We start from the raw sequence: 25,288 nt of genomic DNA, 5'->3' as shown, positions 1-25,288 counted from the left end.
TGTAAACAGACTCGGGCATCGGATCCACAGAAACGGGCCCGGTCGGATCACCGACCGGGCCCTGTCCTCCCCCGGTGTCCCGGAGCGTGCGCGAGCGCTACCGCTTCAGCAGTTCCTTCTCGCCCGCGTCGGCGCGCACGCCGTCACCGTCACCCGGGGCGGAAGCACCCGGGACGGCCACGTCCGCACCGGCGGTGACCGGGGCGTCCGCCTCGTCCGCGTCACCTATGGCCGCGACGTTCTCGGCCGCGTCACCCTCGGCCGCCTCGTGGTGCTTCGACCGCTTCGGCAGCAGGAACATCAGCGCGAAGACCGCCAGCAGTCCGCCCGCGACCCACCACATGGCGTGCGTGAACGCTCCCCCGAAGATGTCCGACGGCGCCTCACGGCGCGGGTCGGCGTCGTCCACGACACCGAAGAAGGCCACGGAGACCAGGCCCAGTCCGATGGCGTTGCCGAGCTGCTGCGTCGTGTTGATCAGACCGGAGGCCGAGCCCGCGTGCGCGCGGGGCACCTCGGACAGCACGGCGTCGGTGATCGGGGCGACGATCAGGCCCATGCCCAGACCCATCACGGCCAGCGGCAGCGCCATCTGCCAGGACCGGATGTCCCCGCCGTACCGGTCGGCCTCCCAGATGTAGGTCAGCACGCCCGCCGCCATCACCAGCGCGCCCGCCTGCAGCACCTTGCGCCCGAACCTCGGCACCAGCTTCTGCACGGACAGCCCCGCCGCCACCGAGATGGCCAGCGAGAACGGAATGCCCGTCAGACCCGACCGCAGCGCCGACCAGCCCAGCCCGAGCTGCATGTACAGCGTCCACACCAGGAAGAATATGCCGGACGCGACACCGAAGGTCAGCTGCACGCCGATGCCCGCCGCGAAGCTCTTGACCTTGAACAGCGACAGCTCGACGAGCGGCGAGCCGTCCTTGCGCGTCTTGTACCGCTCGTAGCCGATGAACGCCGCGAGCATCGGCACCGCACCGGCCATGGAGACGAAGCCCCACAGCGGCCAGTCGTGCTCCCGGCCCTGGGTGAGCGGGTAGAGCAGCATCAGCAGCGCGGCGCTGGCCAGGGCCACGCCGACGAGGTCCAGACGCAGCGCCCTGGGGGCCTTGGACTCGGTGATGAAGTGCCGGCCCAGGAGCAGTCCGGCGATGCCGACGGGCACGTTGATCAGGAAGATCGGCCGCCACTCAAGGCCGAAGAGGTTCCACTGCGTCAGCAGCGCGCCCAGCAGCGGGCCGGAGACCGCGCCGAGGCCCATGATCGCGCCGAACATCCCGAAGACCTTGCCGCGCTCGTGGGCGGGAAAGGTCACGTGCACGATCGACAGCACCTGAGGCACCATCAGCGCGCCCATCGCGCCCTGCAGCACCCGCGAGGCGACGAGCATCTGCGGGTCGGCCGCGACACCGCAGAGCATCGAGGCGAGGGTGAACCCGCCCATGCCCAGCAGGAAGACCTTCTTGCGGCCGTAGATGTCACCGAGCCGGCCGCCCGTGATCAGGCCGATAGCGAACGCGAGCGCGTATCCCTCGCTGAGCCACTGCAGGGCGCTGAAGGAGGCGTCGATGTCGCGCTGGATGCTGGGCATCGCGATGTTGACGATGGTGACGTCGACCAGGTCCATGAAGGACGCGGTCATCACCACCGCGAGCGCCAGCCAGCGGCGGCGGTCGGCGGGCGGCGAATCGGTGGTCATTGCTGTACGGCCTTTCCTGGCATTTCACTTCCGGGGACGTCGACGACGCTAAGGGCCATGTAGGACACCTTGTGTCCCATATGGCTGCCAAGCTGGTGTCATGAGCGACACACCGGCACGGTTGCTGAATCTCCTCTCGCTGCTCCAGACGCCCCGGGAATGGCCGGGCAGCGAACTCGCCGAACGGCTCGGGGTCAGCTCGCGGACCATCCGCCGGGACATCGAGCGGCTGCGGGACCTCGGCTATCCCGTACAGGCGACGATGGGCGCGGAGGGCGGGTACCGGCTGGCCGCGGGCGCCGCGATGCCGCCCCTCGTCCTGGACGACGAGGAAGCCGTCGCCATCGCCGTGGGACTGCGGGCGGGCGCCGGGCACGCCGTGGACGGCATCGAGGAGGCGTCCGTACGGGCCCTCGCCAAGCTGGAGCAGGTTCTGCCGTCCCGGCTGCGCCACCGCGTCTCCGCCCTCCAGGCCGCGACGGTGCCGCTCGTGGGCGGCGACGGCGCGAGCGTGGACCCGCGCACGCTGACCGTGATGGCCTCGGCCGCGACCGGGCACGAGCGGCTGCGCTTCGCCTACCGCAAGGGCGACGGGACAAAGACCCGGCGGCTGGTGGAGCCGCACCAGCTGGTCAGCACCGGGCGCCGCTGGTATCTCGTCGCGTACGACGTGGACCGCGACGACTGGCGGACCTTCCGCGTCGACCGGGTCAGCGAACCGTTCGCCACCGGTGCCCGGTTCACCCCGCGCGAGCTGCCGGCGGCGAACGCCGCGGAGTTCATGAGCCGGTCCCTGTCCCGCCTCCAGCCGACCTACCGGGTGGTGGCGACGCTGCACGCGCCCGCCGCGTTCGTCGCCGCCCGGACGCAGTCCTCCCTCGGCACCCCGGTCCCAGTCGACGAGAACACCTGCCGGCTGGACGTCACGGTCGCGGACTCGCTGGAGTGGGTGGCCTTCCGGCTCGCCCTGATCGACTGCGAATTCGAGGCGCACGAGCCGCCGGAGCTGGTGGACCACCTGCGGGAGCTGGGCGCCCGCATCACCCGCGCGGCGGGCGCGCCGGAGGCATGACCCGTCCGGGCGGGCGGGGCACCCCGCCCGGCTGCGCGAACCCGACGTCATGCCCGCAGACCGTAAGGCGACGGACACCGCCGGGCACACCGCCGTACGGGCGCGGTGTGCGCGGCGGGGCGGCCCCGGAAAAGGGAAGGGCCCCGACGCAGGGGGGGTAGCGCCGGGGCCCGGTCTATGGGGTTATGTCTAGAGTATGCCCTTTTTAGGCCGCCGCGTCGAAACCGGTGTCGTGAGCCATCTTCTTCAGCTCCAGCAGCGCGTGCTTCTCGATCTGCCGGATCCGCTCCCGGGTGAGCCCGTGCTGCTTGCCGACCTCGGTCAGCGTGCGCTCCCGGCCGTCCTCGATGCCGTAGCGCGCCTTGATGATCGACGCGGTGCGGTGGTCGAGACGGCTGATGAGGTCCTCCAGCTCCTCACTGCGCAGCAGCGTGAGCACGGACTGCTCCGGGGACACCGCGGAGGTGTCCTCCAGCAGATCGCCGAACTGGGTCTCGCCCTCGTCGTCCACGTGCATGTTGAGGCTGACGGGGTCGCGGGCCCAGTCCAGCACGTCACCGACGCGCTCGGGCGTGGAGCCCAGCTCGGCGGCGATCTCCGCGTGCTCGGGATCCCGGCCGTTCTCCCGGTTGAACTCGCGCTGCACCCGGCGGATGCGGCCCAGCTCCTCGACCAGGTGCACGGGCAGCCGGATGGTGCGGGACTGGTCGGCGATGGACCGGGTGATGGCCTGCCGGATCCACCACGTGGCATACGTGGAGAACTTGAACCCCTTGGCGTAGTCGAACTTCTCGACCGCGCGCACCAGGCCGGCGTTGCCCTCCTGGATCAGATCGAGGAGCGGCAGCCCGCTGCGCGGGTAGCGACGGGCGACGGCCACGACGAGGCGCAGGTTCGACTTGATGAAGACGTCCTTGGCGCGGGCACCCTCGGCGGCTATCGCCTCGAGTTCCTCGCGGGACGCGGACGCGGCCGCGGAATCACCGTCGGGGCTCTCCACGAGACCGTCGAGGAGCTGCTGGGCGTAGACGCCCGCCTCGATGGTCTGGGACAGCTCCACTTCCCTGGCGGCGTCGAGCAGGGGTGTACGCGCGATCTCGTCGAGGTACATGCCGACCAGGTCGCGGTCGGCGATCTCCCCGCCTACGGCGCGAACACTGCTTGCCCGGTCAGGCCCCTTGTCGGCGGTCTGACGGCGGGCGACGGCACGGGTTGCCATGCGTGCTCCCTTGCGATGAGTCGGTCGCGGGACGGTAGGGCTCCAGCTGGAGATACAGCCTCCTGTCGGGTGCCCCATCCGAAGGAAAGAACGACTGGAATCCGGACAGAATTCCCGCGAGTCTTCTTCATTTTTCTGATCATGCAGTACCCTGTCCGGCCGCAGAGGGCCGACACGGACGGCCGGGGCCGACGGAAGCGCAGGTCAGGCCGGGTGCCGAAGCCGTCCCGAGCGCCCCTGCGGACCCTTCCGCCCCGACGTCCGGGAGACGGCCGTCACCTTCGACGCCACTCCGTTCACACCGGAAGAGCACCGTCACTGGCTGCTCTCCTACCCCACAAGACGGCCCGTACCGCCTTCCGGTTGCCCGGCCGTCCCGGAAGGCCGGTTCCCTGGCCACCGCACCCCCACCGGACGGCCAGCCCGTGATCGAGTTGCCGCCGCCCGGACACGGGTGTGCCCTGGGGGGAAAGGGGTGGGGCGAGAGAGAGGAGCCCGCCATGCCGACGCACCCGGCTCTACCCGGCCACCACCGTCACGAGGGCCCGGGCCCGGTCACCCGGATTTCGCACCAGACGTCCCGGTCCGCCTGGGCGGTACCCGTCACGGGCGGTGTGGTCCTCGGCCTGTACACCGTCTTCCTCGCCGACGACAACGGCGCCTCCACGCTGAAGGCCTGGATGACCGGGCTCGTCGCGGGACTGGTCGCCATGGGCGTCGGCTACGTGCTGATCAAGGAGCGGACCAGAATGGTCGCCGAGGTCAGGGCCGCGACGTTCGGTGCCCTGTTCGGCATCAGCCTCGGCTTCCTCTACAGCCTCACCCAGGTCTCGATCCTGCGCGCCTCGCTGTTCGGCCTCTTCCTGGGCGGGGCGATGGCCGTGGTGTCGTACTACGTCTTCTATATGCACGAACACTGAGACGTGCGGCGGCGATGAGCGCGGGCTCAGCCAACGGCAGGGTCCGGCGCTGAATGCCGACGGGGCTCAGCCAAATCAAGCCCCTGGGGGTACCTCCCAGCGGTAGCTGGGGGAGATTGAGGACGCGCCCGCAGGGCGCCTGCCGCCGCAGGCGGCGAAGACGGCCCGCAGCCGAAATATCCGCCGGCCAGGCAAAGGCGGTCGAAGACGGCCCGCGCGAGGCGACGACGCATGCCCCCCTACCCGAACTGCAGAGACCGCTTCGCGAGCCCCATCCAAAACCCGTCGATGACACTCCGCTGCCGGTCGAGTTCGTCCTCGGCGGCGCCCAGCGTGACGAAGAGCGGGGCGAAGTGCTCGGTCCGCGGGTGCGCCAGGCGCCCGGCCGGGGCCTTGACCGCGAAGTCCAGCAGCGCGTCCACGTCCCGGGCCTCCAGAGCCTCGCGCCCCCACGCGTCGAACTCCGCCGACCAGGCTGGCGGCGGCCCGGATGCCGCATGCCGCAGCGCCGCCAGGTTGTGGGTGAAGAAGCCGCTGCCGACGATCAGCACCCCCTCGTCCCGCAGCGGCGCCAGCTTGCGTCCGGTCTCCAGCAGCCGCCGCGGGTCGAGCGTGGGCAGGGACATCTGGAGCACGGGGACGTCGGCAGCCGGATACATCTCCACCAGCGGCACATACGCACCGTGATCCAGGCCCCGGTCCGGGAGGTCCTCCACGGGCGTCCCGGCGCCGCGCAGCGTCTTGCGCACCCGCTCGGCCAGCTCCGGAGCGCCGGGGGCGGCGTACCGCACGTGGTGGTAGCGCTCGGGGAATCCCCAGAAGTCGTACACCAGCGGCACCGTCTCGGTCGCCCCCAGCGCGAGCGGGGCCTCCTCCCAGTGGGCGGAGATCATCAGGATGGCGGTGGGCCGGGGCAGCTGGGCGGACCAGGCGGCGAGCTGGCCGGGCCACAGGTCGTCGTCGGCGAGCGGCGGCGCGCCGTGGGAGAGGTAGAGAGCGGGCATGCGCCCGCTGGCGGCGGGCATGTGCCCGCTGACGGGGGTCGCGGTGGCCGGCATGGTCCCTCCAATGGGCATACTTGAAATATCAAGTTCTACTTGCCCACCGTAACCCCATCTTGTTTAACCATCAAGCATTGAACTCCGGAGGAAGCGCGAATGAAACAGTGGATGGCATGACCGACCAATCCGCAGGGGACCCGTCGGAGCCCCGCTGGCTCAGCGACGAGGAGCAGGCCGTCTGGCGGGCGTACCTGCATGCCACCACCCTCCTCGAGGACCATCTCGACCGTCAGCTGCAGCGTGACGCCGGCATGCCACACGTCTACTACGGCCTGCTGGTCCACCTCTCCCAGGCGCCCCGCCACCGGCTCCGGATGACCGAACTCGCCCAGGACGCCAAGATCACCCGGTCCCGGCTCTCGCACGCGATCGCCCGGCTGGAGAAGAACGGCTGGGTCCGCCGCGAGGACTGCCCCTCCGACAAGCGCGGTCAGCTGGCCGTTCTGACGGACGAGGGGTACGAGATGCTGAAGAGGTCGGCTCCGGGCCATGTCGCCGCCGTCCGCGCGGCCATCTTCGACCGTCTCACCCCGGAGCAGGTGGCCGGGCTGGGCGACATCTGCCGGACCATTCAGGCAGGTCTCCAGCCCGAGGGCGGCGACCTTCCGTGGACCCGCTGACGCACCCGGCCCCGCCCGGCCGGGGCAGCGCCGGGCAGCGCGAAGGCCCCCCGCCGTCCCGGCGAGGGGCCTTGCCTGTGTGCCCGGAGGCCGGCCACACGAGGTGCGCGGGGCTCGACCGGCCGCGCGGTGCGCGCGGGGGCCGGCCCCCTCAGGCGGTGCGCGCGGGACTCAGCCGGCCACGCGGCGCACCTGGGGTGACTCGTTCTGCCGCTCAGTGCGCCATGACCGGGATGGCGGCCTCGATGCCTTCGTCCGCGCCCTTGACGGCACCCTCGTCGGAGGCCGACGGGCCGCCCTGGTGACCGGCGTTGACGAAGACGACCGCGATGAGCGCGGACACCGCGAGGATGCCCACCGCCCACCAGATGGCGGTGGCGTAACCGTGCACCATGGAGTTGAGCTGGAGCAGCTTGGGGTTGCTCGCGCCCGCCTGGTGCGAGGTGACGTACGCGGTGGTGGCGCTGGCGGCGATGGTGTTGAGCAGCGCGGTGCCGATGGCGCCGCCGACCTGCTGCGAGGTGTTGACCATCGCCGAGGCGACACCGGCGTCACGCGCCTGCACACCGTGCGTGGACAGGCTCATGGCCGGCATGAAGGCCGTGCCCATGCCGAGGCCCATCAGGAGCAGACCCGGCAGGACCACGAAGGTGTACGAGCTGTCCAGGCTGATCTGGGTGAGCAGCACCATGCCGAGGGCCGCGAGCAGGAAGCCCGGGCCCATCAGCCAGCGCGCCGGCACCCGGGTCATCAGCCGGGCACCGATCTGCGTGGAACCGGCGATCATCGTGACGATCATCGGCAGGAACGCGAGGCCGGTCTTGACCGGCGAGTAACCGCGGACGACCTGCAGGTAGAAGGTCAGGAACAGGAACAGGCCGAACATCGCGATGGCGGCGAGACCGAGGGAGACGTAGACGCCGCCCCGGTTGCGGTCGGTGAGCACGCGCAGCGGCAGCAGCGGGGCCTTGACCTTCTTCTCCACGACGATGAAGGCGGTCAGCAGCACCGCCGAGGCGACGAACAGGCCGATGGTCACGCCGGACGCCCAGCCGTCGGACTCGGCGCGGGTGAAGCCGTAGACGAGCGAGACCAGGCCGAGGGTGGCCAGGATGACGCCGGGGATGTCGAGCTTCGAGGGGTTGCGGCTGCCGGCGGGCTCGTGGATCACGGCGAACGCGCCGATCGCGGCGACGACGGCGAAGGGGATGTTCACGAAGAACGTCCAGCGCCAGTTCAGGTACTCGGTGAACAGACCGCCGAGGATGAGGCCCACACCACCACCGGCACCGGCGATGGCACCGAAGATGCCGAACGCCTTGGCGCGCTCCTTCGCCTCGGTGAACAGCACGGCGAGCAGCGACAGTGCGGCGGGGGCGAGCAGTGCGCCGAAGACACCCTGCAGGGCGCGGGCGCCCAGCAGCATCCCGGTGTTGACCGCGGCGCCGCCGAGGGCGGAGGCGGCCGCGAAGCCGATCAGACCGACGATGAAGGCGCGCTTGCGGCCCCACAGGTCGGAGACACGGCCGCCGAAGAGCAGCAGTCCGCCGAAGGCGAGGGCATAGGCCGTGATGACCCACTGCCGGTTGCCGTCGGAGATGCCGAGGTCGGTCTGGGCGGAGGGCAACGCGATGTTCACGATGGTCGCGTCGAGGACGACCATCAGCTGGGCCAGGGCGATGAATATGAGCGCTTTCCAGCGCCTGGGGTCAGGAGTGGTGGCGGAGTCGTGCATGGAACGGCCTGCCTAAACGGTGCGAAGGGCGGTACGAAGAGGGGGGTGAAGCGAAGTCAAAGGCGGTCGGGAATCGAAACGGCGCGGCGGACACGGGATCAACGGGCGCGGGAACAACGGGCGCGGAAGGAACGGACACGGAAACGACGGGCACGGGATGCCCGGCACAACTCCCGTGCCGGGCGGCACTACTGATGGCGCGAAACCTCACTTTTGACGCAGGTCCTCCAGCGTCGCGGCGCAGCCGGGAAGCCGGGAACGCGCCGGTGCCATCAGCCCGTCCAGGAACAGTTGGAGGTGCCGGTGCACGAACTGGTCGAAGTCCATACACCCGCTGCCGGGCAACGGCCTGGTGAGTTGGGTGAGGGCCACCATCAGATCGCCGGCCGCGATGTCGTCGCGCAACTGCCCGGCGGCCCGCGCCTCGGCCATCAACGCCTCGGTGTCGCGTTCGAGCCGGTCACGGGCCTCGACCAGGTCCGGGTGCTCATGGTCGACGCCGTCGGCGAGCAGCGGGCAGAGCGCACCGATGCGCTCGTCGGCCGCGGCGTGGACGAAGCGCCTCAACGCGAGGAAAGCATCGGGCTCCTCAGCTCGAGCGGTCTCGGCCTGTTCCGCGATGCGGGCCATCACCGAGAGGGTGACATGGTGGATCAGCTCATAGCGATCCGTGAAGTGCCGGTACAGCGTGGCATTGCCGACCCCGGCCCGTCGAGCGATTTCATCGAGGTGGACATCGGCCCCGTGCTCGACGAGCGTTTCGCGGGCGGCAGCGATGATCCGCTCCCGGTTGCGCAGGGCGTCGGCACGGAGGCGGGGCTGCGGGGCTGCCACGACGGGCACTCCTTTCGATCCCGAGAGGTAAGCGGGTCGGGTAGACGGACGAGGTAAGCGCTCCGCAACCGGGGAAACTTTCCCCGTTTCGCTGGAACGTCTGATTAAACGGGGAGAACCTCCCCGGATATTTCGCTACCGGATGTGACGTGCGTCTCTGGGGCTCAGGGCTTCGGCAAGGGCGCCCGAGGGTCCGCGAGGCACCCCCGACGCAACCCTCGATGCCCCATCTGTCGCATCCCAGCGGGCGGGCGAACACGGAGCGGCACAGGGTGGACACGGAGAGCACCCGCACCACGGGTCGCGTGCGCCACGGAGGTGACCGGCATGAAGTCCCTGGCCATGGTGGTGATGGTGATCACCGCGCTGGCCCTCACCTCACCCGTGCCCTCCCAGGCGGACGCGCCCCCGGTGGCCGCCGGGGCCGTCACCGGCCCCGCGGCGGACCCGACGGGCCGGCTCCCCTCCGGCCCCTGCGCGCTCACCACGATCACCGACGACGTGTCCGAGGGCGCCCGCACCCCGCCCGGCTACGCCCGGTCGAGCGGCACGGTGCGAGCCGTCACCTTCCTCATCGACTTCCCCGACGCCCCGGCCGAGGTCCCCCCGCAGGAGCGCTACGCCGAGTTCTTCCCGGCCGTCACCGACTACTACCGCGCCAGCTCCTACGGCCGGCTCGACTACCGCTCCACCCCGGTCATGCGCTGGATCCGGATGTCACGCCCCTACGCCACCTACGGGCTGGAGCGCGGCGCCCCCTTCGACATCGACCAGGACGACGGCTACCACGCCCTCTCCCGCGAGATCCTGGCCGCCGTGGACGACACCGTCGACTTCCGGCAGTTCGACCTCGTCAACGTCCTGGCCACGGCGAACGCCGGCCCGCCCGCCATTGAGGACGTACGGTCCGTGACCTTCGCCGGAACCCCCACCGGGCTGCGCTCGGACGACGGCGCCCCCTTCAAGAACATCTCCTTCATCTGGAGCACCCAGACCGGCAACAGCCCCTACCGCGTCCTCAACCACGAGAACGCCCACAGCTTCGGTCTCCCCGACCTCTACTACACCCACAACACCAACCCCCTGAAGACGCCCGTCGGCCACTGGGACCTGATGGACGAGGACTGGGGCCCGTCCAACGACTTCCTGGCCTGGCACAAGTGGAAGCTCGGCTGGCTGGCCCCCGACCAGGTCCACTGCGTCGACTCCCCCGGCACCCGCACCCTGACCCTCACCCCCACCTCGACCGACGGCGGCCCCAAGCTGATCGCCATCCCCCTCTCCCCCACCCGCGCCATCACCCTCGAAGCCCGCGCCCCGGGCCTCCTGGACCACACGGTCTGCCGCCCCGGCGTCCTCGTGACCACCGTCGCCTCGGACGTCCGCACCGGCTTCGGCCCGATCCGCACCTCGGACGCCACCCCGCACAGCCCCGGCTGCTACACCGACGACCTCAACGTGAACGCGGCCCTGAGCGACGCGACGTACGTGACGGGCCAGCGCTGCGCGGCGGCGGGCGTCAAGATCGAGATCCTGGGCCAGGACGAGACGGGCGCCTGGCAGGTCCGCGTGACAACCGCCCCCCGCCCCGGCCGGGCGTGACCCGCACCGCCGGGATGCCAGTCCTGGACCCGCCACCGCCTGCTCCGCCTGCCCCGACAGGCACGGAAGTGAACCGGGCCACGGCTATGGGCCGTTGCTCAGTCCCAGGCGTCGAAGGCGGTCTCCAAGTTCTCGCCATTCCAGCCGGTCGGGCTGCGCCAGATGACGTTGACACGGAAGACGTCGCGGATCGTGTCCACGGACCAGTTCTCGGCCGGCGGCTCGGCGAGAACGAGGTAGAGGCCGTCAGCCGGCGCGGGCAGCGTGTGGTTGATCTCGAGCAGGCGGGTCGCGCCCGATCGCAGGTCCGCATAGGTGGAGCAGCCGGCGCCCAAGGCCTCGTAGAGGAAGAGACCGTGCTTGGTCACGCAGCTGACGTCGACGACCGCTGAGTCGGCCGGCTGAAGGTCCGCCCAGAGAAGTGATGCCTTCAGCGCGTGGCGGACCGCCTCGTGCTTCTTGCACGTGCGGTCGGCCACGGCAGCCGCTTCCAGCGCGCGGAGGAAACCGTCCTTCGAGGTCGCGGCCGGTGTTGCGGTGGTGTCCGCGGTGGTCATCTGCGCTTCTTCCTTCTGGTCGGGTTGCGTCGAGGCGACGGGGGCCGTGCCGTTGGAGTCCGGCTTCGTCTCCGTGCGGAAGCGCTCCTGGAGCTCTCGCCGCGCTTCGGCGAGAGGCCTCGCCCATCCGGAAGTGTCCAGCTCCCTCGCCAGCCGGACCGCGTCGAAAGTGCCCTCTTTGAGAGCACGGTTGGTGGTCGCGGCGAGGTCGCGAAGGACTCCGAGCCGTTCTCGGTCCGGGTCACCGAGCAGGTGAAGCACATCGACCCAGTCGGCCTGGTCCCGTCGGAGGGCGCGGGTGGCCATGCCCTGCAGTTCGGAGAGCCGGCTGCGCGCGTCGGGAACGTCGCCGTCGCCCTCGGTCAATTCCCCGAGAACGTCCAGTGCCGCGAGATAGCGCCCGGCCATCCGTTCCGAAATGGGCGACCGGCCGCGTTGGTCGGCGGTGAGCACCGTCTGGGTCGTTTCGTTGACGAACACCCAGCAGTCCAGCTTCGCGCCCCGCCGTGGGGGCACCGATCCGTGGCGGACGGTGAGGACGAGCGGCCTGTCGATCACCGGCGACAACGGCTTGACCTTGTAGCGGCCGCCCGGAGCCCGGTCCACGACCTCGACCCGGACGTCGGTGCCGACCCGGGGAAGCCTTTCCGCCCCGCCGCCCTCCGGCCGGGCATCGGGCACCGGCGGTGCCTGGGCGTCCCCGGAATTCGTCAGCACCTCCGGCAACGAGGTGGTGTGCAGGACTGTCAGGCTCTGGGTGCTGCGGGTGAGGGCCACGTACAACTGGCGCAGCCCGGCGGGACCGCGGTCGGCGATCGTGGCGGGCTCGACGACCAGGACGTGGTCGTATTCCATTCCCTTGGCCTGGGCTGCGGCCAATACGGACACGGCCCCGCGGTCCTGCTCGGCGATATCGCCGCCCTCGTGGATTCGACGGCTGATGGCATCCAGCCAGTCCGAGTCGTCGGGGACTATGACGGCGACGGAGCGGGGGGTGCTCCCGTCACTGGTGTGCACGAGTCGTGCCACGTGGGCGACGGTGTCGTCGAGCAGCTTCCACGGTTCGGTCGCCACGGTCCGTACGGCCTCCGTTCCCGCCTCACGGACAGCCCGTGGGTACGGCAGAGACGGGGCGATCACTCGGGCGAGAGGGGCGACGAACTCCATGATCTCGGCGGGGACACGGTAGCTGGTGTGGAGCTGGGTGACGCTCCAGTCGCCGTGGTCGGAGAGGAGCGCGCCGAGCAGGTCCCAGCTCGTCGGGATGTGGGCACCTGTCGCCTGCGCGAGGTCACCCAGGACGGTCATGGAGCCGCTCACGGCACAGCGTCGACGCAGCGAGCGGGCCTGCATGGGCGTGAGGTCCTGGGCCTCGTCGACGACGATGTGACCGTATCTCGGCGGGGTGTCACCGCTGATCAGCACGCCGAGCTCTTCGAGGCAGACGTGGTCGTCGAGGGTCCACGGGTCGGCTTCGGCGCTGGCGGCGCGGGGCCGCAGCAGGGCCGCCTGCTCGTCCTCGTCGAGGATGCCGTCGGCGCAGTCCCGCAGGAGGTCGGCCGAGTCGTAGAGGCTGCGCAGGGCCTCCCGAGGGCCGGGGGACGGCCAGACGCGGTCGACAAGGCGCTCGACCCGGCGGTTGCGTTCGAGATCGCGGCGGATCGTGCCGGCCTGCCCGCGGCGCGGTGCGATGTCGGCGAGCTCCTGGAGAAGCCGGTCGACGAAGAGACCACGGAAACGGTCGCGCCGCTCCCGGAAAGATCCCTCGCCGGCGTGGGCCCGGTCGAGGAGGGCGAGGACCTCGGACTTCGGCACGCGAAGGGTCGTGCTGCCGGCCGTGACGACGACCGCGGGCTCGTCGCCCTCGAAAGAGGGGGCGACGGTGAGGGCGTCCAGCGTCTCGGGCCGGAAGTCGCTCTCGACGCGGCGCCGCAGCACGGCCGCCATGCGGTCGTCCGACTTCACGAGGCGCGCCTTCGGGGAGTCGGTGCCGAGGATCTCGCCCTCCCACAGGCGGTCGAGCTGGACGGCGTTGACGTCCCGGGTGCCGAGGGTGGGGAGGACCTGACCGACATAGTCGAGGAACCGCTGGTGGGGGCCGATGACGAGGATGTCCTGGGCCTTGAAGTGCTCGTTGTTGACGAGCCAGGTCACCCGGTGGAGACCGACCGCCGACTTGCCGGTGCCGGGGCCGCCCTGCACGACGAGGATGTCCGAGGGCGAGCCGGTGACCAGCTCCATCTGGTCACGGCGGATGGTCTCGACGATGTCCCGCATCCGGCCGCCGCGCGACCGCTGGAGCTCGCGCAGCAGGAAGTCGTCCGGCTGGAGCACCTTCCGCCGCTGGTGCCGTACGACATCGCCGGGCGTGGGGGCCGGCGTAGGCTCCACAACCGCGGGCGCCTGCGTCTCCTCCGCCGCGCTGTCGTCGGCGGCCTGACGGGGCTCCGGTACGGCGGCGGGCTCGGGCGTGATCAAGGGCTCGGGAACGGAAGCCGGCAAGGAGATCTCGTCGAAATAGCCTTCGACGACCCGCCTCACACAGCGGAGCTGCCGGCGCAGGACCACCTCGCCCGGATCCTCGGGCCGGGCCTCGATCCACTTCTTCGCCATGGGGCTGGTCCACAGCAGGACCACCGGCTCGTGCGCGGCGTCGTGCACGCCGCGGCGGCCTATGTACCAGGGACGGGGTTCTCCTGCCGTGTCTTCCCGTGCGTCGACACGAGCGAAGACCAGTGCTTCGTCGCCGAGTCCTCCATAGGCCTCCGCGCGAGCCTCCGCCTCGGCCCGGTTGGCGATACCGTCCTTGCCGCTCGCCGCGGCGGTGGCTGCCGAGGCGCCGCTCAGTTCGGCCAGTTTCGCGGTGTAGCAGTCGTACGCGTGGTCCACCGCCCGCTGCTCGCCGGCGAGGATCTCGTCCCGAGTGGTGGTGCTCATGTGCGTCCTCCCTGCGGTGCCGGGGAACACCGCCACGGGCATGTGCCCGTACCCCCTGAAACAACTATCAGAAGCCAGGCGGTGACGAACAGTCAGCGGACCCGTTCTCGGACGAGGCCGTCGCCCTCGTTCCGCCACACCCGCACCTGCTCGTACGTGGGCCCGAACTCGCACGGGCGGCAGCGGCACCCCAGGGGGCAGGCGTCCCCTGACCCCGGGCGGGGTAACCACCTCGCCCGCGTACCCCCACCCGCTACACTGACGGCGGCGCGCCAGTCCGCTGGCACGCCGCCGGATCAGTGGACCGATGTGTCCGGGATCGCGGCTTCCGCCGCGATTTCCCGCACATTTCCACAGATCCCCGCCTCCGTAGCTCAGGGGATAGAGCACCGCTCTCCTAAAGCGGGTGTCGGCAGTTCGAATCTGCCCGGGGGCACCATGCATTACCAGCGCCGAGGGCGCGAAGGCCCAGGTCGGAGCAGTCTCCGCCCTGGGCCTTCCCCGTTGGGCCCAGCTCTTCGCGCGGTCTCCCCCGCTCTCGAAACGGTCTGGACTCGCTGCGCCGTCTCCCGAATATCTCCCAAATGATCGAGATCGGCGCAGCGTGAGCAGCGCACGGTGGGCGCCCGGACGCGAGCGCTGCCGGATTCTCTCCCGGCTACCGCTGGGGCCCCAGCGGGCTCGAATCGAGCCCGTCCGGCGTTCGAGGACGCGCCCACAGGGCGCCCCGCCACCGCAGGCGGCCATGACGGCCCGCAGCCGAAGAAGACGCCGGCGTGAACGCCCACAGCGCGAGCCCGAGGCAGCTGAACGTGGCGCCCAGTGCGCAGACGGCGCCCCAGCCGGCCACCGTGTAGAGGGAGGTCGCGGCGATGGCGCCGGTGGCGCTGCCGATCGAGTAGAAGACCATGTATCCGCCGATCAGCCGGCTGCCCGCGTCGGGGTGCAGCGCGTAGATCAGGGTCTGGTTGGTGACATGAACCGCCTGCACGGCGAGGTCGAGCAGGATCACCCCGGCGACCAGGGCCCAGAGCGAGCCGCGTGTGAAGGCCAAGGGCAGCCAGGAGACGGTGAGCAGTGCCAGGGCGATGCCGGTGGTCCGCCGGGAGAGTCCGCGGTCGTTCAGGCGGCCCGCCACGGTGGCGGCCAGGGCGCCGGCCGCGCCGACCAGGCCCAGCGCCCCGATCGCACCGTGGGACAGGAAGTACGGGGCCTCGCTGAGCGGCAGCGCGACGCTGCTCCACAAGGTGCTGAAGGCGGCGAAGACCAGCAGGCCGAACACGGCCCGGAGCCGCAGCAGTGGCTCCCGTGCGAACAGGGTGACCGTGGAGCGCAGGAGTTGTCCGTAGCGCGGGGTCGCCGAGGGGGCGGCGCCGTGGCGCGGCAGCACTCGGTACAGGACCAGGGCGAGTACAGCGGTGAGCGACGCCGAGGCGAGGTAGACGGAGCGCCAGCCCGCGAGATCGGCCAGGAGGCCGGACGCGGTGCGGGCGAGCAGGATGCCGATGACCACGCCGCTGGTCACCAGGCCGACGACCCGGCCGCGCCCGGCGGGAGGGGCCAGCGAGGCCGCGAAGGCCACCAGTGTCTGCGTGACGACGGCGAGCAGCCCCGTCGCGGCCATGCCCGCGAGCAGGACCGCCGCCGTGCGAGCGGCGGCCACCACAACCAGCGCCATGACCAACAGCAGCAGCTGGACCACGATGAGCCGTCTGCGGTCGGTTACGTCGCCCAGCGGCACGAGGAAGAAGAGCCCCAGTCCGTACCCGACATGCGTGAGGGTGACCACGCTGCCGACGAGCGCCGGGCTCATGGCGAGGTCGTGGCCCATGGTCACCAGGAGCGGCTGGGAGAAGTAGACGTTGGCCACCGCGCCCCCACAGGCGACGGCGAACAGGATGACGACACCCCTGGAGAGGACGTAGCCGGGTTCTTCCCCGCTCCGGGCCTCGGCCCCTCGTGTCACTGCCTTACCGTCGTCGAGCATCGGCACCCCTCCCCCTATCTGGTAGCAACTTGCAACCATGAGCGACGGTAGCTTTCTTGGTAGCATGTTGCAACCATTGTGAGAGTGAGGGACGCCGTGGTGACCAGGACGCGCTTCGACGACAGCGAATGCCCCGTCGCCCGGTCGGTGGACGCGATCGGCGACTGGTGGTCCCTGCTGATCGTGCGGGACGCCTTCGACGGAAGCCGGCGCTTCGGGGAGTTCCAGCGCAGCCTGGGCGTGGCGAAGAACATCCTCACCGCGCGCCTGCGCACCCTGGTCGCGGGCGGCATCCTCGAATCCGTCCCCGCCTCGGACGGCAGCGCCTACCGCGAATACGTACTGACCCCGAAGGGCAAGGCGCTCTTCCCCGTCATCGTGGCGCTGCGACAGTGGGGCGAGCAGAACTTCTTTTCCCCCGGCGAACCGCACTCGCAGTTGGTCGACCGCCGACAGGGACAACACCTTCGCGCACTGGAAGTACGGTCTGCGGACGGGCGCCGGCTGGACCCCGACGACACCATCGTCCACAAGGTCGCCACGCCGGACGGCTGAGCGCGGGCACGACAACGGCCCTCCCCCACCGGGCCGGGGCGACCGGGCGGCATACTGCCCCCATGACCCCGGACGAACTCAAGGCGACGTGCCTGAACCTGAACGGCGCCACGGAGGAATTCCCCTTCCCGCGTCACTCCGAGGTCTGCACCTTCAAGGTCGGCGGCAAAATCTTCGCCCTGACCACCCTCACCGCCTCCCCGCTGACCGTAAGCCTCAAATGCGACCCCGAACTCGCGGTGCGGCTCCGTGAGGCCCACGCCGAGATCGTCCCGGGCTACCACCTGAACAAGCGGCACTGGAACACGGTGACGCTTGAGGGCGGCTCCCTGCCGGACCCCTTCGTGCGGGAAATGATCGAGGACTCCTACGACCTCGTCGTCGCGTCCCTTCCCCGGGCGACGCGGCTGCTGCTGGACTGGCAGGGAGAGCGGACCGAGCGGTCGGAGTAGCCTGGAATCACCGGCACCCACGTGCCCGGAGGCCGGTCCCTGCCTCCCTGCCAAGGGATGTGAGAACCATGACGATCGTCATCAGCCTGGCCGTGATCGTCCTGATGGCCGCCGTAGTGGTCTTCGCGATCTACGCCTTGGACGCCCGCCGCGACGAGCGCATCGTCGACTTCCGATTCAGCGATGCCGTCCCCAACCTCCATGAGCGGCACGCGGACGAGATCGACCACTCGGCTCGTACCCACCGGCATCACGGGCTTCGCCTGCACGGGCCGGGGGGCCGGCACGCGTAGTTGTGCACCGGCGGGTCATCGTGCTCGCCTTCGGCGCGGGCTGCGGTCAGCTTCCGCACAGCATCCGGCTCACACAGGTCTTCTTCGCCCTCCGGAGGCGACAGCAGCCAGTGCGTACCGGGCGGATCGGCCCGGTGGGTGGCGGGAATGCCGAGGTAGTGATCGCGGCCCAGGCACTCGAAGCGGGAATCCGCCCATGCCTCGGCGGTGCCGGGCGGTACCAGCACGTAATACCAACGGCGGGCCGGGTCGGCGATGACCGCGCTGCGGATGTCCACGTCCTGAAAGGTCTGCTCGACGGCTTGCCGTGTGACAGTCTCGTCCGTCAAAGGCGCCGCGAGGTCATGGACGAGAGCGGCAGGCAATCGCACGGCCTCGAAGTGGACACCGGTGCGGATCACTGCGGGCTCGTCCCGCATCCACGCCTCACGGCCAACGGAGGGGTGCACCTCCCGCGAGATCAGCCACCGCGAGGAGAGCCTGGACAGGGTCGGTCCCATCGGGTCGTCGGATCGTGTCTCGGTACTGGGTTTTTGGGCGCGTTTCCTGGTCACACCTGGATGATGGTTCTGCGCGACAAGCCTCAACTAGGCCTGAGGGCGGCCACTTCGCGGCCACTCGGCGGCCACGTCCGGGAGTCGACTTCATGACACCTCAGATTCCGTTCGCAGTGACCAACGAGGCGCTGAGAGCCGCCAGGTTGAAGCGGGGATGGCGGTCGGGCGAAGCCGCGGCTCGGGGAGTGACCGCAGCGGGGCGGGAGGCACTCGACGACCCGCACTTCGAAGTGTCGCCCCGGACCTGGCGGAGATGGGAGTCCGGTCGCCCCGGATGGCCACGCGAGGACTACGCGGTAGCGCTCCGTGCCGCGTTCGGGCGATGGCCCGAAGACCTCGGCTTCCCGGCTCCCGCCGGATGGATCCGCGCAGATCAGCGGGAAGGGGTGACAGAGGTGAACCGACGGGCGTTCGTATCGGTGACCGCCGCCGCGCTCACCGCCGGACCGATCGCCCCGCGACACGTGGACCCCGCGCTCGTCGACTATTTCCAACAGCAGCTTGAGGGCCACTACCGCGCGGACATGCTCCTCGGTCCGCACGACCTCGTCGGCACCGTATCCGCACAGTACGAGCTGATCGACCGTCTGGTGCGCGCGGCCGGCGGCGAGACCCGCCGGGGCCTACTGCGCGTGGGCGTGACCTATGCCGCCTTGGTGGGCTGGCTGTACCAGGACGCCGGTGACCTCGGAGGCGCTTCGTTCTGGCGTGGGACGGCACAAGAGAACGCGGTGCGGTCCCGGGACCGCCACCTGATCGCTTACTCGCTGGTGAATCAAGCACAGGTGCGCACCGACCTCGGCGACGGGCACGGAGTCGTCGACCTGTGCGAGGCAGCACTCGAAGACTCGGGTCGGCTTGCCCCGAAGGTCAAAGTGATGGCACTCCAGCAACAGGCCCACGGTGCCAGCCTCGTCGATGACCGGACGGCCGTCGACCGACTCATCGATCAGGCCGACACACTCCTCGCCCGAGTCGACGACGACTTGCCCTGGGGCAACGCGTGCCGACGCACTCCCTGTTACCTCGAGGTGCAGCGGGCGACCTGTTACGGGCGGTTGGGGCTGGGTGCCGAGGCCGACTCCCTGTGGAGGCAGGTGCTCGACAGGGTGCCGACCACCGCCCGGCGGGATCGTGGGGTGTACCTGGCACGTCATGCGACGGCGGCGGCGACCGCGCGGGAACCGGACCGCGCCGTCGCGATCGCACGCGAGGCGGTGCCCATCGCGGTCGACACCGGATCGCAGCGGATGCGCAGCGAGTTGGCGACACTGCGGCGCGTGATGAGCCCGTGGCACGATGCCTCTGTAGGCCATGACCTCGACGAGGTCTTGGCACCCATGACAGTGAGGGGATGACGTGGCGGAGGCAATCGCCCCACTGACGGACGCGGAGATCACGGAGCACCTACGGGAGCTTCCCGGCTGGCAGCGATCGGGCGATGAGATCACCCGAACCTTCGGGATCCGCTACCACGGGGGCGTGGCGCTGATCGTGCACGTCGCCGACATCGAGCGACTGATCGGCCACCACGCGGACATCGACCTGCGCTGGGACCGTATCCGCTTCGGCATCACCACCCATGACGCGGGTCACCGGCTCACTGTCGCGGACTTCGACCTGGCGGGGCGCATCGACGCGATCGCGGCTGCGCACGGGGCACGTCCGGTTTGACCCAGGAGGCCGCAACCGTCCCTCAGAGGCCAGTAGACAGCCCGCTACTCTCTCGCCTGGCTACTGGGTCCGTTCCGCACGGCGGGTGGCGGCCGCCGACCGGGGGGACGCGTTGGGTGTCCGTGGGGCCACCCCCCCTGGCGCGGGGAGCAGCAACCCTCCTACTGACGTCAGTAGGACCTCAGGGGTCCATCCCCCGCATGCGCGGGGAGCAGACTCCGCGACCTGCTCGTTCACCGCCCATCGGCGATGATTCCAAGCAGTTGCATCGAACCGGACTACCGAGCAACGCCCCCCTTCACACCTCGCCCCTCCCACCCCCCAGCAGAGCTCACCCCACCCAATCTGATGATCGCACTGCCCCAAACCGACTAAAGTCGGATCTCATTACCGCTGGTTGTGGGGCCAGTACGCGGTTCCGGGGCGTCCGGCGTCCCGAGGGGAGGGCATGTTTCCGTATGAGTCGTCGCTCCAATGGACTGATCGGCATCTGGGCCGAGGCGCAGCGGCAGCAGCAGCGGCAGGTGGAGGCCCGGCATCGGGCGGAGGTGCAGGAGCAGCGGGCTCGGGAGCGGGAGCGGCGGGTGCGGGAGCGGGAAGCGGCTCGGCTCGACCGGGAGCAGCGGGCCGCGTACCGGCAGGCCCGGGAGGCCGAGGCGCGGCGGCGGACCGAGGAGATCGAGGCTCGGGTCGAGGAGCTGACCGGGCTGCTCGCGGTGGGGTGCCGGGCGCCGGCGTTCACCACGGCGGCGCTCGCGCGGGCCGAGCAGGTGGAGGCGTTCGCCCCCGGGCACCTCGCGCAGCCCGTGCCCATGCCGGATCCGGCGCACTACCGGTTCGCGCGGGCCGAGTTCGAACGGGACTGGCACGCGGCGCGGGCCGCCGAGGCGGAGCGGTTGCGGCAGTTGGCCGGGTACCGGCGGCAGTACGACGAGTGGGCCGCCGCGCAGCTCGCGGAGATCCGGGCGTACAACGCCGGGATCGCGGAGATGGCCGCCGCGCTGCGCGAGGGGGATCCGGACGCGGTCGTCGAGTACTTCTCGGCGGCGCTGTACGCCTCCACCGCCTGGCCGGAGGACTTCCCGCACCAGGTTTCGGCCTCGTACGACCCGGCCGCCCGGCAGTTGGTGCTGAACTGGGAGCTGCCGGGGTTCGACATCGTGCCGGAGGCGAAGTCGGTGCGGTACATGCTCAACGCGGACCAGGAGAAGGAAGTCGCCCGGCCGGTCACCCAGCGGCGGGCGCTGTACCGGGACGTGCTGGCGCAGTGTGTGCTGCTGGCGCTGCGTGATCTGTTCGCGGCGGACGGGTTCGGGGCGCTGGAGTCGGTGGCGCTGAACGGGTTCGTCGACGAGCACGATCCCGTCACCGGGCGGCCCGCCCAGATCTTCCTGGCCGCCGTCACCGTTCCCGCCGCCGTTTTCGGGCGGCTCCGGCTGGAGCAGGTGAGTGCCGTCGACTGCCTCACCGAGGGGCTCGGCGGGCTGCTGTCCGCCCGTCCCGACCAGTTGGCCGCCGTCCGGCCGGGGCGGTTGCCCGACGAGGTCGGGCGCGGGGTCGTCTCGCACGGTGGTGGTGACGATCCGGATCTGTTCGCGATGGATCCGGTCGAGTTCGAGGGCCTGGTGGCCGAGCTGTTCCGGGCCCGGGGGATGCGGGCGGTGATGACCCAGCGTTCCAATGACGGCGGTGTCGACGTCGAGGCCCTGGACCCGGATCCCATCAGCGGCGGGCGGATCATCGTGCAGGTCAAGCGGTACCGCAAGACCGTGCCGCCGACCGCCGTCCGTGATCTGTACGGGACCGTCCAGGGTGCGGGTGCCAACAAGGGGGTCCTCGTGACCACCTCGAAGTTCGGCCCCGGCTCGTACGCCTTCGCCAACGGCAAACCGCTGACGCTGGTGTCCGGGGAGGAGCTGGTGGAGCTGCTGCGGCAGCACGGGCTGCGCGGGCGGCTGGGCGGGGGTGCGGGGAGCACCGGTGCCGCCGCGCCCGCCGTGCGTGAGGACGAGCCCGCCGACGGTGACTACAACGTGCTGGGCATGTCCTGGTCCGGCGGTGTCGTGCTCGACGTGTGCGCCCTCGTCTGTCACGGCACGCGCGTCCTCAGCGACGAGCACTTCGTCTTCTACAACAACCCCCGCACCCCCGACGGATCCGTGCGCGCCGTGCCCGCCCCGGCCGCCGACAAGGCTGCCGTGCGGGTCTGCTTCGACGCCCTGCCGCAGGGCGCCGACCGGCTCGTCCTCGTCGCCGCGATAGACCCGGAGGCAAATCCGCGGGCGGATCTGTCGGGGTTCACCGACGCCCGCATCCGGCTGTCGGACGCCTCGGGCACCGAGCTGGGACGGCTGGAGGTGTCCGACGGGCGCCCCGGCGAGACCGCCCTCGTCCTCGGTTCCTTCCGCCGGCGCGCGAGCGGCGACTGGGACTTCGTCATCGGGGGGCGGGGCTACGCGGGCGGGCTGGAGGCGCTGGTCCAGGAGTACGGGATAGAGGTCGCCTAGGGCGGTACCGAGCCGTCCGGCGTGTGAGGGCACCGCTTCTTCCCTGTCCTGACCTGCCCCAAAATGGCCGATCATGATCGACCGGCCTGTCGTGTCGGCGGAGCCTCGTAGACTGCCCGAATGGCCGATCCCGCTGAGCCCACCGCGCCCGCCGACCCCACTGTCACCGCCGAGATCACGAGCGAGATCCCGGGTGACTCCGACGCCCTGCGCGTCCTGCGGCGCGTCTTCGGCTACGACGCGTTCCGCGGGGACCAGCAGGAGATCATCGAGCATGTCGTCGGCGGCGGTGACGCGCTCGTCCTGATGCCGACCGGTGGCGGCAAGTCGCTCTGCTACCAGATCCCGGCCCTCGTCCGGCCGGGCGTCGGCATCGTCATCTCGCCGCTGATCGCGCTCATGCAGGACCAGGTCGACGCGCTGCGCGCGCTCGGTGTGCGGGCCGGATTCCTGAACTCCACGCAGGACATGGACGAGCGGCGGATGGTCGAGGCCGAGTTCCTCGCCGGGGAGCTGGATCTGCTCTACCTCGCGCCGGAACGGCTCCGCGTGGAGGCCACCCTGCGGCTGCTGGACCGGGGCAAGATCTCCCTGTTCGCCATCGACGAGGCGCACTGTGTGGCGCAGTGGGGCCACGACTTCCGGCCCGACTACCTCGCCCTGTCCGCGCTGCACGAGCGCTGGCCGGACGTGCCGCGGATCGCGCTGACCGCGACCGCCACCGAGGCCACCCACCGCGAGATCGCGAGCCGGCTGAGCCTCGGCGACGCCCGGCACTTCGTCGCCAGCTTCGACCGGCCCAACATCCAGTACCGCATCGCGCCGAAGAACGAGCCGAAGCGGCAGCTGCTGGAGCTGCTGCGCACCGAGCACGACGGTGACGCCGGTGTCGTCTACTGCCTGTCGCGCAAGGGCGTCGAGGACACGGCCGCCTTCCTCGCCCAGAACGGCATCGACGCCGTGCCGTACCACGCGGGTCTCGACGCCCGCACCCGTGCCGCCAACCAGTCGCGCTTCCTGCGCGAGGACGGTGTGGTCGTGGTCGCCACGATCGCGTTCGGCATGGGCATCGATAAGCCCGACGTGCGGTTCGTGGCCCACCTCGATCTGCCCAAGTCCGTCGAGGGCTACTACCAGGAGACCGGCCGTGCCGGGCGGGACGGTCTGCCGTCCACCGCCTGGCTGGCCTACGGCCTCCAGGACGTCGTCCAGCAGCGCAAGATGATCGACGGCTCCGAGGGCGACGACGCCCACCGCCGCAAGCTCGGGGCGCATCTCGACGCCATGCTCGCGCTGTGCGAGACCGTCGAGTGCCGCCGGGTCCAGCTACTCGCGTACTTCGGCCAGCAGAGCACCGCGTGCGGCAACTGCGACACCTGCCTCACGCCTCCGACCACCTGGGACGGCACGGTCGCCGCCCAGAAGTTCCTCTCCGCCGTGCTCCGGCTGGCCCGGGAGCGGCGGCAGAAGTTCGGCGCGGGGCAGATCATCGACATCCTGCTCGGCAAGAAGACCGCCAAGGTCATCCAGCACGATCACGACGGTCTCACCGTCTTCGGCATCGGCACCGAGCTGAGTGTCGCGGAGTGGCGGGGCGTAGTGCGGCAGCTGCTGGCCCAGGGGCTGCTGGCCGTCGAGGGCGACTACGGCACGCTCGTCCTCACCGATGCCAGCGCCGAGGTGCTGGGCAAGCAGCGCCAGGTGCTGCTGCGCCGCGAGCCGGAGAAGCCCGGCCGCGCCGCGAGGACCTCGTCGAAGAGCGGCTCGGGCAAGCGCGCCGCGCCCGTCGACCTGCCCGAGGCGGCCGTGCCGGTCTTCGAGGCGCTGCGCGCGTGGCGCGCGGCCACCGCGAAGGACCAGGGCGTCCCGGCGTATGTGATCTTCCATGACGCGACGCTGCGCGAGATCGCGACCCTGCTGCCCGACTCGCTCGACAAGCTCGGCACGGTGGGTGGCGTCGGTGAGAACAAGCTGCTGAAGTACGGCCAGGCGATCCTCGACGTCCTCGCCGGCCAGGGGGCCGGCCAGGGACCGTCCGCGGGTGGGCCCGTCCGGCCTCCTCGGCTCGCGCCCACGGGCCCGAAGCCCGAGCCGGCCTTCGGCGACTCCGAGTTCGGCCCCGAGCCCGACTTCGGCCCGGAACCGGAGCCGGAGATCGACTGGTGAGCGCCGGCCCGTCCGGCGGATGGTTCGAGTGGGCGCTGCGGGCCCGTCTCACCGCCCCCCGCTGCGCGGTGGTGTCCTCAATCACCGGACAGGCTTGATCTTTTCACCCCCGTCAGGTGGGCGAAGACGACGACGTTGCCGAGGTAGGACCGGGTCTCCTCGGAGAAGCCCCCGCCACAGGTGATCAGCCGCAACTCGGCACGCGGCGACGGCCCGTACACCTTCTCGGACGGGAACTCCGTGCGGTCGTACACCTCGATCGCGTCCGTCGTGAAGACGGCGGTACGGCCGTCCGCGCGCCGCACCTCGATCGTGTTGCCCTTCTTGAGAGCGCCGAGACCGTAGAAGACGGCCGGTCCGGCGGCCGTGTCGACGTGGCCGGCGATGATCGCGGTGCCGGCCGCGCCGGGCTGGGTGCCGGCGGCGTACCAGCCGGTGAGGTTCCTTTTGTCGTTCGGGGGGACGGCGAGGGTGCCGTCCGGCAGCAGGCCCAGCGGTTTCATGGGGGCGTCGACCCGGATCTCGGGTATGCGCACCCGCAGGGGTTTCGCAGGGGGCAGCGGCGCGACGGACGGTTCGGCGCGGGAGCCGTCGGCCCGGGGGAACGCCTGGGCCTTCGAGGGCTGCGGCGGCGGGCCGCCGGTGTCCGTGCCGCGCTCGACGAGCCAGGTCCCGGCGCACAGCGCGACCGCCGTCACCATGGCAACCACGGTCCGGCCGCGTCCCTCCGCCCGCCACCATCCGGCCCGGCGGGCGGGACGCGCCGCCCCGGCCGGGGCTGCCGCATCGGCCGGGGCCGGGCGGCGTCGGGCCACGTGGCGCTGGTGCTCCCGGC

At 70.8% G+C, this 25,288-nt stretch carries 20 protein-coding genes and 1 tRNA gene; 12 read left to right on the top strand and 9 right to left on the bottom strand.

What is annotated here, in order from left to right:
• Positions 1-97: 97 nt before the first annotated feature.
• The gene (locus ACZ6MA_RS23425) at positions 98-1,705 is read right to left on the bottom strand and encodes an MFS transporter (RefSeq protein WP_469435873.1); all 1,608 of its coding nucleotides are present in this window, start codon (positions 1,703-1,705) and stop codon (positions 98-100) included.
• Positions 1,706-1,805: 100 nt separating this feature from the next.
• On the opposite strand from ACZ6MA_RS23425, the gene ACZ6MA_RS23420 reads away from it, so the two are divergent.
• A complete protein-coding gene (locus tag ACZ6MA_RS23420) occupies positions 1,806-2,777 on the top strand; it encodes a helix-turn-helix transcriptional regulator (RefSeq protein ID WP_469435872.1) in 972 nt (323 codons plus the stop codon).
• A gap of 205 nt (positions 2,778-2,982) precedes the next feature.
• Here ACZ6MA_RS23420 and ACZ6MA_RS23415 read toward each other — a convergent pair whose 3' ends face one another.
• The gene (locus ACZ6MA_RS23415) at positions 2,983-3,996 is read right to left on the bottom strand and encodes a sigma-70 family RNA polymerase sigma factor (protein ID WP_469435871.1); all 1,014 of its coding nucleotides are present in this window, start codon (positions 3,994-3,996) and stop codon (positions 2,983-2,985) included.
• 500 nt (positions 3,997-4,496) lie between these two features.
• Here ACZ6MA_RS23415 and ACZ6MA_RS23410 point away from each other — a divergent pair, with 500 nt between their 5' ends.
• Positions 4,497-4,916 (top strand): hypothetical protein, encoded by a 420-nt coding sequence (locus ACZ6MA_RS23410; protein WP_469435870.1) that lies wholly within the window; start codon positions 4,497-4,499, stop codon positions 4,914-4,916.
• A gap of 239 nt (positions 4,917-5,155) precedes the next feature.
• Here the strand turns inward: ACZ6MA_RS23410 and ACZ6MA_RS23405 are convergent, their stop codons facing one another.
• Positions 5,156-5,941 carry a dioxygenase family protein gene (locus ACZ6MA_RS23405; protein WP_469436039.1) on the bottom strand — a complete coding sequence of 262 codons (786 nt, stop codon included), beginning with the start codon at positions 5,939-5,941 and terminating at the stop codon, positions 5,156-5,158.
• A 149-nt stretch (positions 5,942-6,090) separates the two neighbouring features.
• On the opposite strand from ACZ6MA_RS23405, the gene ACZ6MA_RS23400 reads away from it, so the two are divergent.
• Entirely contained in the window at positions 6,091-6,597 is a 507-nt protein-coding gene (locus tag ACZ6MA_RS23400) for a MarR family winged helix-turn-helix transcriptional regulator (RefSeq protein WP_469435869.1), read from the top strand.
• Between the two features lie 214 nt (positions 6,598-6,811).
• Here ACZ6MA_RS23400 and ACZ6MA_RS23395 read toward each other — a convergent pair whose 3' ends face one another.
• Both ACZ6MA_RS23395 and ACZ6MA_RS23390 read right to left on the bottom strand, forming a co-directional pair.
• A complete protein-coding gene (locus ACZ6MA_RS23395; protein ID WP_469435868.1) occupies positions 6,812-8,332 on the bottom strand; it encodes an MFS transporter in 1,521 nt (506 codons plus the stop codon).
• 207 nt (positions 8,333-8,539) lie between these two features.
• Entirely contained in the window at positions 8,540-9,166 is a 627-nt protein-coding gene (locus ACZ6MA_RS23390; RefSeq protein WP_469435867.1) for a TetR/AcrR family transcriptional regulator, read from the bottom strand.
• A gap of 327 nt (positions 9,167-9,493) precedes the next feature.
• On the opposite strand from ACZ6MA_RS23390, the gene ACZ6MA_RS23385 reads away from it, so the two are divergent.
• Positions 9,494-10,768, top strand: coding sequence for a M6 family metalloprotease domain-containing protein (locus tag ACZ6MA_RS23385; protein WP_469435866.1), 1,275 nt, complete (start codon positions 9,494-9,496; stop codon positions 10,766-10,768).
• Positions 10,769-10,866: 98 nt separating this feature from the next.
• Here the strand turns inward: ACZ6MA_RS23385 and ACZ6MA_RS23380 are convergent, their stop codons facing one another.
• Positions 10,867-14,262: an ATP-binding domain-containing protein gene (locus tag ACZ6MA_RS23380; RefSeq protein WP_469435865.1), complete on the bottom strand. Its 3,396-nt coding sequence runs from the start codon at positions 14,260-14,262 to the stop codon at positions 10,867-10,869.
• Positions 14,263-14,625: 363 nt separating this feature from the next.
• On the opposite strand from ACZ6MA_RS23380, the gene ACZ6MA_RS23375 reads away from it, so the two are divergent.
• Positions 14,626-14,701: transfer RNA gene (locus ACZ6MA_RS23375), tRNA-Arg, on the top strand.
• 219 nt (positions 14,702-14,920) lie between these two features.
• Here ACZ6MA_RS23375 and ACZ6MA_RS23370 read toward each other — a convergent pair.
• A complete protein-coding gene (locus ACZ6MA_RS23370; protein ID WP_469435864.1) occupies positions 14,921-16,249 on the bottom strand; it encodes an MFS transporter in 1,329 nt (442 codons plus the stop codon).
• A gap of 96 nt (positions 16,250-16,345) precedes the next feature.
• Between ACZ6MA_RS23370 and ACZ6MA_RS23365 the strand changes: the two genes are divergently transcribed.
• From ACZ6MA_RS23365 to ACZ6MA_RS23355, 3 genes are all read left to right on the top strand, one after another.
• The gene (locus ACZ6MA_RS23365) at positions 16,346-16,804 is read left to right on the top strand and encodes a winged helix-turn-helix transcriptional regulator (protein ID WP_469436038.1); all 459 of its coding nucleotides are present in this window, start codon (positions 16,346-16,348) and stop codon (positions 16,802-16,804) included.
• 62 nt (positions 16,805-16,866) lie between these two features.
• On the top strand, positions 16,867-17,256 hold the full coding sequence (locus tag ACZ6MA_RS23360; protein ID WP_469435863.1) for an MmcQ/YjbR family DNA-binding protein: 390 nt from the start codon (positions 16,867-16,869) through the stop codon (positions 17,254-17,256).
• Between the two features lie 68 nt (positions 17,257-17,324).
• Complete coding sequence (locus tag ACZ6MA_RS23355) at positions 17,325-17,549, top strand: hypothetical protein (protein ID WP_469435862.1); 225 nt, start codon at positions 17,325-17,327, stop codon at positions 17,547-17,549.
• Here ACZ6MA_RS23355 and ACZ6MA_RS23350 read toward each other — a convergent pair.
• The gene (locus ACZ6MA_RS23350) at positions 17,507-18,049 is read right to left on the bottom strand and encodes a hypothetical protein (RefSeq protein WP_469435861.1); all 543 of its coding nucleotides are present in this window, start codon (positions 18,047-18,049) and stop codon (positions 17,507-17,509) included. The two genes, ACZ6MA_RS23355 and ACZ6MA_RS23350, sit on opposite strands and share 43 nt — an antisense overlap.
• 452 nt (positions 18,050-18,501) lie before the next feature.
• On the opposite strand from ACZ6MA_RS23350, the gene ACZ6MA_RS23345 reads away from it, so the two are divergent.
• The 4 genes from ACZ6MA_RS23345 to recQ all read left to right on the top strand — a co-directional run bounded on the left by ACZ6MA_RS23345 (position 18,502) and on the right by recQ (position 24,453).
• The gene (locus ACZ6MA_RS23345) at positions 18,502-19,464 is read left to right on the top strand and encodes a Twin-arginine translocation pathway signal (protein ID WP_469435860.1); all 963 of its coding nucleotides are present in this window, start codon (positions 18,502-18,504) and stop codon (positions 19,462-19,464) included.
• Between the two features lies 1 nt (position 19,465).
• Positions 19,466-19,780, top strand: a complete 315-nt coding sequence (locus tag ACZ6MA_RS23340) for a 4a-hydroxytetrahydrobiopterin dehydratase (protein WP_469435859.1) — start codon at positions 19,466-19,468, stop codon at positions 19,778-19,780.
• Between the two features lie 458 nt (positions 19,781-20,238).
• The gene (locus tag ACZ6MA_RS23335; protein WP_469435858.1) at positions 20,239-22,287 is read left to right on the top strand and encodes a restriction endonuclease; all 2,049 of its coding nucleotides are present in this window, start codon (positions 20,239-20,241) and stop codon (positions 22,285-22,287) included.
• A 120-nt stretch (positions 22,288-22,407) separates the two neighbouring features.
• Positions 22,408-24,453, top strand: coding sequence for a DNA helicase RecQ (gene recQ / locus ACZ6MA_RS23330; protein WP_469435857.1), 2,046 nt, complete (start codon positions 22,408-22,410; stop codon positions 24,451-24,453).
• A gap of 77 nt (positions 24,454-24,530) precedes the next feature.
• Here recQ and ACZ6MA_RS23325 read toward each other — a convergent pair whose 3' ends face one another.
• Positions 24,531-25,154: a class F sortase gene (locus ACZ6MA_RS23325; RefSeq protein ID WP_469435856.1), complete on the bottom strand. Its 624-nt coding sequence runs from the start codon at positions 25,152-25,154 to the stop codon at positions 24,531-24,533.
• Between the last annotated feature and the right edge of the window lie 134 nt (positions 25,155-25,288).

This window comes from Streptomyces sp. NPDC042259, from assembly GCF_055582085.1.
The sequence above is the reverse complement of the archived record's forward strand: the minus strand, read 5'-3'. Positions and strand labels throughout refer to the sequence as shown.